Here is a 10,905-nt window from a genome sequence, read left to right on the forward strand (position 1 = left end):
CTCCCTCCCCGCAGCCTCTACCGGAAGGTGCGCCTGACCGCGTTGTTCGCCGGCGTGGGATCGGCGGCGGCGGTCGACACCCTGGCGTCGATCGTCGTGGCGGCCGGCCGGTCGACCAGCGTCACCGAGTAGGTGGTGCTCCGCCCGGCCGAGACGCTCGGCGCGGTCCAGGTGAGGACCGTCGTGCCCGCCGCCGAGCCCTTCGTCTGCACGGCGCCGGGCGCACTCGCCACCGTTCCGCTGACGACGACTCGGGTGGTCGTCGTCGCCGCGTCCCGGGTGCCGGTGTTCCGGACGGTGATCGTGCCCGAGAGGGGAGCCGTCGCCGCCAGTCCCGGCGCCGGCGCCAGCGTCAGTGTGAGGTCGGCGCGGGTGGAGGACTTCACCTGCAGCGACTGCGTCACCGAGGTCGCGGCGAGCCACGCCGAGTCGCCCGCCTGCGTGGCCCGGACCGTGCAGCTCGCCGCGCCCGTCAGCCGCACCGTCGCCGTGCCCGCGCCGGTCGCGGTCAGCGTGCAGCTGCCGCTCGCGTACAGCTTCACGGGCAGACCGGAGGAGGCGGTGGCCGCGACCGGGTAGGCGATCCCCTTCTCGGGCGAGGACGGCATCGCGGTCGAGAAGGCGACCTTCTGCGCCTTCTTCTTCTGGGGTACGACCGCGGCGACCGCGATCGACTGGGTCGCCCGGGGAGCCGCGTCGTGGGAGGCGTCGCCGGCCTGATCCGCGGTGACCGTGCAGGTGCCGGATCCGCTGAAGGTCACGACGCCGCTCGCGAGCGAGCACGCGCCCGTGGCGCCGATCATGACCGGCAGGCCGGAGGAGCCGCCCGCCGCGGTCGGCGTGTAGCGGCCGCCCGCGGTCGCCGTGCTCGGAGCCGCGGAGGTGAAGGCGACCGTCTGCAGCGCCTTGCCGATCGGGAAGGTCCGGACGACCTGCTCCGCGGGCGCGTGAGCGTCGTCGCCGGCCTGGTCCAGCGTCAGCGTGCAGGTGCCGACGGAGTCGTAGGACACCGTGCCGTCCTCTCCCAGCGAGCAGGAGTCGGAGGCGTCGAGCACCGGGTCGGCGCTCGACGGGCCGCGGACGATCGACGGGGTCCAGGAGCCGCCGATCCGGGCGTCCGTCGGAGCGGCGTCGCGGAACGACACCGCTCCCGCCGCCGTGCCGACCTCCACCGACTGCGTGATCCGCGGAGCCGCCGAGTGGCGCTCGTCCCCGGCCTGGTCCGCGGTCACCGTGCAGGTGCCGGAGCGGGTGAAGGTCACGACGCCGTCCGCGACCGTGCAGGACCCGGCCGCTCCGAGCACCACGGGGGCGCTCGACGCGCCGGCCGTCACGACGGGCGTGTAGGAGCCCCCCGCGACCGCCGCGTCGGGGACCGGCGAGGCGAACGCCAGCGTCTGGCCGAGGGCGCCGATCGCGAAAGTGCGGACGGACTGCGGAGCGGCGCCGTACCGCGAGTCGCCCGCCTGGTCGAGCGTCAGCGTGCAGGTGCCGACGGAGTCGTAGGACACCACTCCCGCGGCCGCCGAGCATGCTCCAGAGGCGGTCAGCACCGGACGCGCGGTGGAGGGTCCGGCGACGATCCGCGGGGTGGTCGTCCCGCCGACCGTCGCACCGGTCGGCGCGGTGCCGCCGAAGGAGACGGTGCCCGCGAGCAGTCCGACCGCGATCACCTGCGAGGCCCGCTCCGCCGCGTCGTACCGGGCGTCGCCCGTCTGGTCGGCGGTCACCGTGCAGGTGCCCGATCCGGTGAAGGAGACGACCCCGTTCGTGAGCGTGCAGGACCCGGAGGCGCCGAGCACCACGGGCCGCCCGGAGCCTCCGCCGGTCGCGGTCGGGCGGTAGGTGCCGCCCGTGAGCGCCGAGTCCGGCGCCTGCGAGGTGAAGGCCACGGTCTGCGTGATCCGGGTGATCTCGAAGCTGCGCACGGCCGTCGGTGCTGCGCTGTGGCGGGTGTCGCCCGCCTGGTCCAGCGTCAGCGTGCAGGTGCCCGCGGAGTCGTAGGAGACCAGTCGGAAGGGCCCGACGGAGCAGGCGCCGGAGGCCGTCAGCACCGGGGGAGCGCTGGACGGGCCGGCGACGACCGCGGCCGTCGAGGAGCCCCCGACCCGGGCCGCGGCCGGAGCATCGCCGCCGAACGCGACGGTCCCCGCGAGCTGCGAGACGGCGACGGTCTGCGAGACCTGCGCCGCCGCCGCGTAGCGACCGTCGCCCGCCTGGTCGGCCGTGACGGTGCAGGTGCCGCTGCCGGCGAAGGTGACGACGCCGTCCGCGAGCGTGCAGGCGCCCGACGCTCCGATCGTCACGGGGAGCCCGGAGGCGCCGCCCGTCGCGGTCGGAGTGAGCGTGTCGCCGGACGCAGCCGTCGACGGCGCGGTCGAGGTGAAGGCGACGGTCTGCGCGATCGCGGTGATCTCGAAGGTCTGGACCGCCCGCGCGGTGCCGTAGGTGGCGTCGCGGTAGTGGATCGCCGTCAGCGTGCAGGTGCCCGCGGAGTCGAACCGGACGGCGCCGTTCTCGCCGTCCGAGCAGGCGCCCGAGACGCTGAGCACCGAGGGGCCGGAGGACGGTCCGCGCGTGAAGGCGGGAGTGAAGGATCCGCCCACCTTCGCGTCGGTCGGGACGGCGGTCGTGAACGCCACGGAGCCGGGCGCGTAGCCGACCTCCACCTCCTGCACGGCGGGCCGGGCGCTGTCGTACTGCCGGTTGCCGTTCTGGTAGGCGAAGACGCCGCAGACACCCTTCGTGGTGAAGGTGACCACGCCGTCCTTCGCCGAGCACGACGCGGTGGTGAGGAGGAACGGAGCGATGCCCGAGGCGCCGCCCTCGATCACCGGGCGGTAGGTGTCTCCGAGGACGGCGCCGACCGGAGGCGCGCTCGTGATCCGGACCGTCTGCGGGAGGAAGTAGATCGAGTACTCCTGCTCGGCGTGCCGCGCGGGCCAGTAGCCGTCTCCGGGCTGGTCGAGGGACAGCACGCAGAGCCCGGCCCCGTCGTTCCGCACGGTCACGCCGTCCGGGAGGATCGAGCAGTCGCGGCTCGCGGAGAGCACTGGCACGCCCTTCGACGGGCCGGGCACGATCGTCGGCCGGTACGTCTCGAGCGACATCGCGTGCGGGGGCGCGGTGCTCCCGAAGGAGAGGTTCCCCTCGGGAGTCCCGACCGTGATGACCTGCCGGACCTGCGGAGCGGCGTCGTGCCGATCGTCCGCGGCCTGGTCGATCGTCACCGTGCAGGTGCCGTCGCCGAAGAACGTCACCACGTCGTCCGCGATGGTGCAGTTGCCGTTCTCGATCACCGCGATCACGAGCGGATTGCCCGAGCCGCCGCCGGTCGCCTCGACCGTGTACCGGTCGTCGGTGAACACCCGGTCGGGCGGAGTCGAGGTGACGACGACGGTCTGGGGGATCCGCGAGACCGGGACGAAGCGCACCAGGCCGTCGGCGGCCGCGTACACGTCGTCGCCCGGCTGGTCGAACTGCACGCCGCAGGTCGAGGGCTCGGTGTAGGTCAGGATCTGCGCACCCGTCGCGTCGGGGGCGACGGTGCAGCCGAAGAAGGTCCTGACGAGCACCGGCAGTCCCGAGCTCGAGGTCGCCGTGGCGACGCCGGTCGACTCCAGGACGCCGGTCTTCGGCACCGCGACCGTCAGCGTCTGCGACGCCTTCGCGACCTCGAGATCGAAGGAGGCGCGCCCCGCGGTGTAGTGGTCGTCGCCGGCCTGATCCGCGGTCACGGTGCAGGTGCCGCCGCGCGTGAAGGTCACGACGCCGTCGGCGATCGCACAGGAGCCGGTCGCTCCGATCGAGACGGGGCTCCCGGAGCCGCCGCCGGTGGCCGTCGGAGTGAAGGTGCCCAGCGCCGTCGGCGCGGTCGGCCGCGAGGAGGTGAAGGCGACCGTCTGCGAGAACTTCCGGACCGTGATCCGGAACGAGGACGTGCCGGTGTTGCCGGCCTCGTCGTCCGCGGTGCAGTCGACCGTCGTGTCCCCGATCGGGAAGACGCTTCCCGAGGCGGGCGTGCAGGTCGAGCCCACGGCTCCGTCGACCGCGTCCTGCGCGGAGGACGCGAAGGTGACGACGGCGCCGGAGACCTCGGCCGGCTCGGCCGTGACGGCGGCGGGCACGGTCACGACGGGGGCCGAGCGGTCGGCCAGCGCGAAGGTGCCGGGGATCGACCGGAGGGTGTAGTTCGGCCCGGCGTCGCCTCCGTCGCACCGCGTGACGTAGTCGCCGACGGGCGTGCGCGCTCCGATCGTCACCTTCCCGGTGCCGTCCGCCGTGTAGTAGGCGCCGGTCGGCTCGGTGACGAACCGGTCGGTTCCTGCGAAGCCGTCGGCCGTGCAGGTGACCGTCGGGGCGGTCGCGGTGCCGTGCGCCTGCGTCCCGGGGCTCGACGCGGTCACCGAGAGGGGCGCCGGCGAGATCGTGAGCGCGCCGTCGATGGTGATCAGCTGTCCCGAGGGGTTCGTCAGGCCGGAGCAGCGCGTGGGGTAGCGGCCGACGGGGGTCGTCGCGGAGAGCGCCAGCGGCGTCGTGAATCCGGTGTCGGACGCCGCGAAGGCGCCGCAGGAGACCGTCCCCGAGGGGGAGCCGGTCACGGAGGCGGTGATCGCGGGGGGAGTGGATCCGTAGGTCGACGAGGGCGAGGAGGCGGTCACCATCGGGACGGCCGCGACGATGCGCAGCGCGCCGTCCTTGTACCCCGCGATCGTGTAGTCGCTGCTGACCTTCGCGCCGCTGCACCGCGTGGTGAAGGTGGTGAAGGTGGAGGTGGGCCAGTTCGGGATCAGGCGGTAGATGACGTCGTCCGCCGTGACGATCGGCCGGTAGACGCCGGCCGTGAGCGGGGCGCCGAAGGTGTCGGTGCCGACGAAGGCGGCCGTGCAGCGCAGGTCGGGGGACGGCGCGCCTCGCGGGTAGTCGACCGTCGGGGCGGTCACCGTGAGCGCCTTCGGCTTCGCCGTGAAGCTCTGCAGGGGCTCGCCCGCCCAGCCCAGAGGAGCGAGCGCGTCGAGCCTCGCCGCGAGCGTGCAGACGCCGGCGTGGAGCACGGTCACCCTCATGCCGCTGACGGAGCAGGTCTCGGCGGTCCTGCTGCTCAGGACGATCGAGCGGCCGGGCACGTCGACGGCCTGCGCGTAGGGGCTCGCGTCGAAGGAGTCGCCGTACGCCTTCTGCGGGAGCGTCGACAGGTCGAAGCGCACGCCGCCCACCGCCACGGTGGCCGGCTCGCTGCGGACGCTGCCGCCGCAGGTGGTCAGGGTCGCCCGGTAGCGGTAGGAGCCGGTGGGATCGGGGCCGGCCTCGAGGAACGCGGTCCCGTCCTCCCGGGCGCCCGCCCGGCCGAGCGCGGGCTTCCACGTGGCGCCGCCGTCCGTGGACCTCTCCCAGGACACGGCGGGGATGCCGCCGTAGACGGCCGAGACGCTCACGCCCATCGTCAGCGTGTAGATCTGGTTGGTGACGCCCGCGATGTCCGAGGGCTGCCGGGTGATGACGGGTGTCGCGGCGCACGCGCGCACCTCGTGGCGCAGAGCGGGGAGCGCCGACCAGCTCCCGCGTCCCGCCTCGGCGGCGGTGATGGTGTCGGGGTAGTGCGCGCGGATCTCGTTCCAGCCCTGCGGGATGTCCCTCGTGGTCAGTACGCCGACGCCGTCCGCGTCGAGGGTCACCCTGCTGGTGCCCGCACCGGTGAGGATCTCGACGGTGCCGCCGGCGGCCACCGGCCGGCCCAGGCTCGGGATGGTCACCCTCGCGGTGACGGTGACCTCCTGCCCGAGCATCGAGAAGTCGGGGGTGCGCGTCACGGTCACGGCGGTGTCGTACACCGGAGCGACCACGGGGTCGGCCGCCGTCGGGCCGGCCGTCTGCGAGATCCTCGTCACGCTCGGGTCCACGTAGCTCGAGCCGCCGCCGCCGGCGCCGGGGTCGTTCATGACGCCGAGGGTGTCGTTCATGCTGCCGAACACGTAGGGCGATCCGCCGCCGCCGCCGTACCACCAGCCGGCCCCGCCGCCGCCGCCGCTGTGGCCGGGGAACGAGCAGTTGCCGCCGCCGCCGCGGGAGGCGCCGGCGTCGGCGCCCTTGCCGTCGTTGAGGAACACGCCCCACTGGCCGTTGTTGCCGTCGGCGCACTCGCCGAAGGTGCTGTACCCGCGGGCGCCGGGCGAGCCGCCCGAGCTCTGCCCGGCCGCGCCGCCGCCGCCGCCGTCGGCCGCGTTGTTCCTGCCGCCGTTCCCGCCGCCCCTCGCGCCGCTGCCGGCGTCGGCGTCGCCGCCGACCGAGGACCGCCCGCCGCCGCCTCCACCGCCCGCCGCCACGGCGAGGGCGTGCTGACAGCCGTCCGAGCCGGCCGTGCTGAGGTACTGGGCGTCGCCGCCCGCGCCGCCGGAGTCGCCCCCGTAGACGCCGCCGTTCACGTAGCGCGTGGCGCCTGCCGCTCCGGCCGGGGCGCCGGCGAGGCGCCCGATCTCCAGCACCTGCCCGGGCGTGACGGGCACCTCGACGACGAGGCTGGAGCCGCGTCCGCCGGCGTTGCCCGTCCCGAGGCCGCTCGCACCCTTCCCGCCGTTCTGGCCGCTGAGGACGGCGCGGACCGTCGAGACCCCGGTCGCGGGAACGGTGTACTGCGACACCGTCGAGACCTTCGGGGAGGTGAAGCACGCGGTGCTGAAGACCGGCGCCGCCGACGCGGTCGGCGCGGCCACGACGCTGAGTCCTGCGCCCGCTACGAGCACGGCCGCGGCGACGAGGGAACGGAGGAAGGACTGGCGCATGTGCTGCTACTCCCGGCTGCTGCCGGGAGCGGGCGCCCGCGGTCGGCTCAGAGTAGGGCGGTCGTAGACCCGCGAGGAAGGCGCAAGGTACACGAACGCCCTGCTCGGGGGGTACAGGAGGCCGCTTCTGCCGGAACCTCCCAGGAAGTCCCATGCACGTCGGCGCAGCGTCCCCACCCTGTCGGGGGAGCGTCCCCCCCGCCGGGGCAGCGTCCCCGCCCTGTTGCGGCCGCCGCCCGAGTCGCGTAGCCTAGCGAGGTTGCGTGCATCTGCACGCGCTTGCGTGTTGCCCACCGGGCAGGAGCTCCGGCTCCGGCCGGACAGGCGGGCGGTGCGCCGACAAGTGACCTTGGGTGGGTCGGACGGGGCTTCGTGCCGCGCGTGATCCACGGTAACCACACATGGAGGAAACCATGGCAGCAGTCTGCCAGGTGACCGGAGCCGTCCCCGGCTTCGGGCACGCCATCTCGCACTCGCACCGGCGCACCAAGCGCCGCTTCGACCCGAACGTGCAGAAGAAGACGTACTACGTGCCGTCGCTTCGCCGTAACGTCACCCTGACCCTCTCGGCCAAGGGCATCAAGGTCATCGACGCCCGTGGCATCGAGTCCGTCGTCAAGGATGTTCTCGCTCGCGGGGTGAAGATCTAATGGCCAAGCAGCAGGACGTCCGTCCGATCATCAAGCTCCGTTCGACGGCCGGCACCGGTTACACCTACGTGACCAAGAAGAACCGCCGCAACGACCCCGACCGTCTCGTGCTCAAGAAGTACGACCCCGTAGTGCGCAAGCACGTCGACTTCCGCGAGGAGCGCTAAGTATGGCCAAGAAGAGCAAGATCGCCCGCAACGAGCAGCGCAAGGTGATCGTCGACCGCTACGCCGCCAAGCGCCTCGAGCTGAAGAAGGCCCTGGTCGACCCGGCCGGGACCGACGAGACCCGTGAGGCCGCCCGCGTCGGCCTCCAGAAGCTCCCCCGCAACGCCTCGCCCGTCCGCGTCCGCTCGCGCGACGCCGTCGACGGCCGCCCCCGCGGCAACCTCACGAAGTTCGGCATCTCGCGTGTCCGCTTCCGTGACATGGCGCACCGCGGCGAGCTGCCCGGTATCACCAAGTCCAGCTGGTGACCGAGCGCCGCTAGCGGCGTGAACGACCGAAGGCCCGTGATCGAAGGATCGCGGGCCTTCGTCGTCCCGCCGGCGGACGTAAAATGTGCGGATGACCGACTCCAGCCTGCCCACCGTCGCCGAGATCGCGGCGCTCATCGACCACGCGATCCTGAAGCCCGAGCTCACCCGCGCCGAGGTCGACGCCCAGCTCGACGAGGCGCGCGAGTCCGGCGTGTTCAGCGTCTGCGTCCGCCCCTCCGACATCGCCCACTCGGTCGCTCGGCTCGAGGGCTCCGGCGTCCTGGTCGGCACGGTCATCGGCTTCCCCCACGGCACCACCTCGACCGCGGCGAAGGTCGCGGAGTCGCGTCAGGCGCTCGCCGACGGCGCGTCCGAGCTCGACATGGTCGTCAACATCGGCCGCCTCCGGAGCGGCCTGCTCCAGGACGTCGAGGACGACGTCCGCGCCGTGGTCGAGGCCGCCGAGGGCCACGTCGTCAAGGTCATCCTCGAGACGAGCCTCCTCGACGACGAGCAGGTCGTCGAGGGCAGCCGGGCCGCCGAGCGCGCCGGCGCGGACTTCGTGAAGACCGCCACCGGCTTCGCGGGCGGAGGCGCGAACGAGCACGACCTCCGCCTCATGCGCGGCGCCGTCTCGGAGGCCGTTCAGGTGAAGGCGTCCGGCGGCGTCCGCGACCTCGACACGCTCCTCGCCTACCGCAGCCTCGGCGTCACCCGCTTCGGCACCAGCGGCTCCGCGACCATCCTCGGCGACCTCGCCGCGCGGCACTCGGGCGACTCCTCCGCGGCACGTGTCGACTCCGCCTCCTACTGACGGAGCGGCCGACGAGGGCCGCACCGCACCCGCCGACCGGATGACGCCCGTGCGCCTGCGCCCGGGCCGCGCCGGCCGGTGGGCGGAGCGGACCCGCCGCCCCCTCGACGAGATCGCCCGCGCCCTCAAGGAGCGGGTCTACGCGACCTTCACGGGCCTGGCCGTGGTGATGATCTACCTCGTCGGCGACCACCCCGACGCGGTCCACGCCCTCCAGAGCCTCGTGATCTCGATCATCGGGATCTCGGCCGCGGGCTTCGTCGCCGAGGTGATCGCGCACCAGGTCGTGCACGCGGCGACGCCCTCGCGAGCGGAGTCGGGCACGATGCTGCGGATCGCGGGCGGGGCGCTCGCCTCGGCGTCGCTCCCGGTCCTCGCGCTCGGTGCCGCGGCGCTGGGCTGGATCGACGCGACGGTCGCGCTGCGGATCGGCGCGGGCGTCTACGTCGCCACGCTCGCGGGGATCGCTCTCATCGCCGTCGTTCGCGCGGGCCTCTCCTGGAAGGAGAGCCTCGTCTCGCTGCTCGGGATCGTGGGCCTCGGCGTGCTGGTCGTCGGCGTGCTCGCGCTCGCGCACTGATCCGGAGGCGCCGCCGCGCGTAGGCTCGGACGGATGACGTCACGCACCAGGGTCGAGCTCGGCCGCCGCGAGGACCTCGGCGCCGACTGCGCGAACTGCTTCGGCCTGTGCTGCGTGGCCCTCGCCTTCGCCCGCTCCGCCGACTTCCCGTTCGACAAGCGCGCCGGGGACCCGTGCGTCAACCTCGACGGCGAGGACGCGTGCACGATCCACCGCCGGCTCCGGCCGCAGGGCTTCGTCGGCTGCACCGTCTTCGACTGCTTCGGCGCCGGCCAGAAGGTCTCGCAGCACACGTTCGGCGGCGTCTCCTGGCGGTCCGACCCGGCCGTGCGCGAGCGGATGTTCGCGGTGTTCCCGCTGATGCGCCGCCTGCACGAGCTGCTCTGGTACCTCGACTCCGCACTGGCGCTTCCCGGTGTCGGCGCGCCGCTCCTCGACGAGCTGCGCGAGCGGTTCGACGCGGTGCACGCGCACACCCTCGGCGAGCCGGAGCAGGTGGTCGCGGTCGACGTCGACGCGGAGTACGGAGCGTCCCGGCCGCTCCTGATCGCGGCGAGCGCGGCCGCTCGCGCAGGAGCGGCGCCGGCTGCCCGCCGGTCGAGGGGCCGTCGGCTCGCTCCGGGTGCCGATCTGGCGGGTGCATCGCTCCGGAACGCGGACCTGCGGGGGGGCGGACCTGCGGGGCGCGCTCCTCCTCGCCGCGGATCTGCGGGGTGCGGATCTGCAGCGGTGCGACCTGCTCGGGGTGGACCTTCGTGATGCTGACGTGTCCGGTGCGCGGCTCGCCGAGGCGGTCTACCTCACCCAGGCGCAGGTGAACAGCGCCCGAGGGGATGCGGCGACCACGCTGCCGTCGCACTTCGAGCGCCCGTCGCACTGGGGCGGCTAGGCCGCCAGGTCAGAGGCTGCGGGGGCCGCCCAGCGACTCGTCGCCGCCCTCGTCGTCGACGCCGAGGGCCTCGACGACCTCGCGGCCGAGGAGGTGCGCGCCGCTCCAGCCCTCGATGACGCACCGGGGGAACGCCTCGCGGTCCGGCGAGCCGAGCCATGCGGCCGCGGCCTCGCGGGCCCATGCCTCCGAGGCGTACACGCCGATGATCTCGGTGCGGTCGTCCCACGGCGTCGCGGTCGAGAGGACGAAGTGGTCACCGTTCACGATCGGATCTCCTCCGGCTCTCGGGGTTCAGCGACCCCGTGGGAGTGCGGGACCGGACCGGACGCTACCCGCGGGCGGGGGAGCGCGTCTCCGGGGTCGACACGAGCGCGGATGAAGGCTACGGGAACGTCGAGCGCGACGCGATCACCCGATGGTCCCACGCAGGCGGGCGTTCAGCCCACCCAGAGCGGTCGCGATCTCGTTCTCGTCGCTTCCGGGGAGGAGGGCGCCGCCCTGCTCGAGGCCGTGGCGCAGGGCCTCGACCTCCTCAGGGGGGAGGTTGCCGCTGTCGAGGAGGGCCTGGAGGGCGGCGAGGATGCCGACGAGGGCGACGGCGTCGTCCAGGTCGAGGGGGCGGACGCAGACGCTGAACACGCCGGACTCGCGCGCCTCGTCGAGCTGGGCGTCGACCTCGGCGCGGGTGAGCTCGGGCTTCAGGATAGCGTGG

The 10,905-nt window shown here is 73.9% G+C and carries 9 protein-coding genes and 1 pseudogene; 7 read left to right on the top strand and 3 right to left on the bottom strand.

Going from position 1 to position 10,905, the window contains the following annotated elements:
- Nucleotides 1-17 precede the first annotated feature (17 nt).
- Nucleotides 18-6,779: an HYR domain-containing protein gene (locus C5B92_RS16405; protein WP_104350598.1), complete on the bottom strand. Its 6,762-nt coding sequence runs from the start codon at nucleotides 6,777-6,779 to the stop codon at nucleotides 18-20.
- A gap of 413 nt (nucleotides 6,780-7,192) precedes the next feature.
- Between C5B92_RS16405 and rpmB the strand changes: the two genes are divergently transcribed.
- From rpmB to C5B92_RS17800, 7 genes are all read left to right on the top strand, one after another.
- The gene (gene rpmB, locus C5B92_RS16410; RefSeq protein ID WP_056038148.1) at nucleotides 7,193-7,429 is read left to right on the top strand and encodes a 50S ribosomal protein L28; all 237 of its coding nucleotides are present in this window, start codon (nucleotides 7,193-7,195) and stop codon (nucleotides 7,427-7,429) included.
- Complete coding sequence (gene rpmG / locus C5B92_RS16415; RefSeq protein ID WP_027692168.1) at nucleotides 7,429-7,596, top strand: 50S ribosomal protein L33; 168 nt, start codon at nucleotides 7,429-7,431, stop codon at nucleotides 7,594-7,596. Before rpmB ends, rpmG begins: the two co-directional genes overlap by 1 nt.
- Nucleotides 7,597-7,598: 2 nt before the next feature.
- A complete protein-coding gene (rpsN, locus tag C5B92_RS16420; protein ID WP_104225107.1) occupies nucleotides 7,599-7,904 on the top strand; it encodes a 30S ribosomal protein S14 in 306 nt (101 codons plus the stop codon).
- Between the two features lie 91 nt (nucleotides 7,905-7,995).
- Nucleotides 7,996-8,721 carry a deoxyribose-phosphate aldolase gene (gene deoC, locus C5B92_RS16425; RefSeq protein WP_181028879.1) on the top strand — a complete coding sequence of 242 codons (726 nt, stop codon included), beginning with the start codon at nucleotides 7,996-7,998 and terminating at the stop codon, nucleotides 8,719-8,721.
- Nucleotides 8,699-9,301: a hypothetical protein gene (locus C5B92_RS16430; protein ID WP_146076980.1), complete on the top strand. Its 603-nt coding sequence runs from the start codon at nucleotides 8,699-8,701 to the stop codon at nucleotides 9,299-9,301. The genes deoC and C5B92_RS16430 overlap by 23 nt, the downstream gene beginning before the upstream one ends.
- A gap of 33 nt (nucleotides 9,302-9,334) precedes the next feature.
- Nucleotides 9,335-10,060 carry a pentapeptide repeat-containing protein gene (locus tag C5B92_RS16435; RefSeq protein WP_308471289.1) on the top strand — a complete coding sequence of 242 codons (726 nt, stop codon included), beginning with the start codon at nucleotides 9,335-9,337 and terminating at the stop codon, nucleotides 10,058-10,060.
- Nucleotides 10,008-10,190, top strand: coding sequence for a pentapeptide repeat-containing protein (locus tag C5B92_RS17800; protein WP_374952942.1), 183 nt, complete (start codon nucleotides 10,008-10,010; stop codon nucleotides 10,188-10,190). Before C5B92_RS16435 ends, C5B92_RS17800 begins: the two co-directional genes overlap by 53 nt.
- Before the next feature lie 9 nt (nucleotides 10,191-10,199).
- Here the strand turns inward: C5B92_RS17800 and C5B92_RS16440 are convergent, their stop codons facing one another.
- The gene (locus tag C5B92_RS16440; protein WP_104225104.1) at nucleotides 10,200-10,457 is read right to left on the bottom strand and encodes a hypothetical protein; all 258 of its coding nucleotides are present in this window, start codon (nucleotides 10,455-10,457) and stop codon (nucleotides 10,200-10,202) included.
- A 144-nt stretch (nucleotides 10,458-10,601) separates the two neighbouring features.
- A pseudogene (locus C5B92_RS17765) lies at nucleotides 10,602-10,905 on the bottom strand (hypothetical protein); the annotation flags it as partial.

Origin of the sequence: Rathayibacter sp. AY1A4 (assembly GCF_002930955.1) — a bacterium.
Lineage (GTDB): Bacteria > Actinomycetota > Actinomycetes > Actinomycetales > Microbacteriaceae > Rathayibacter.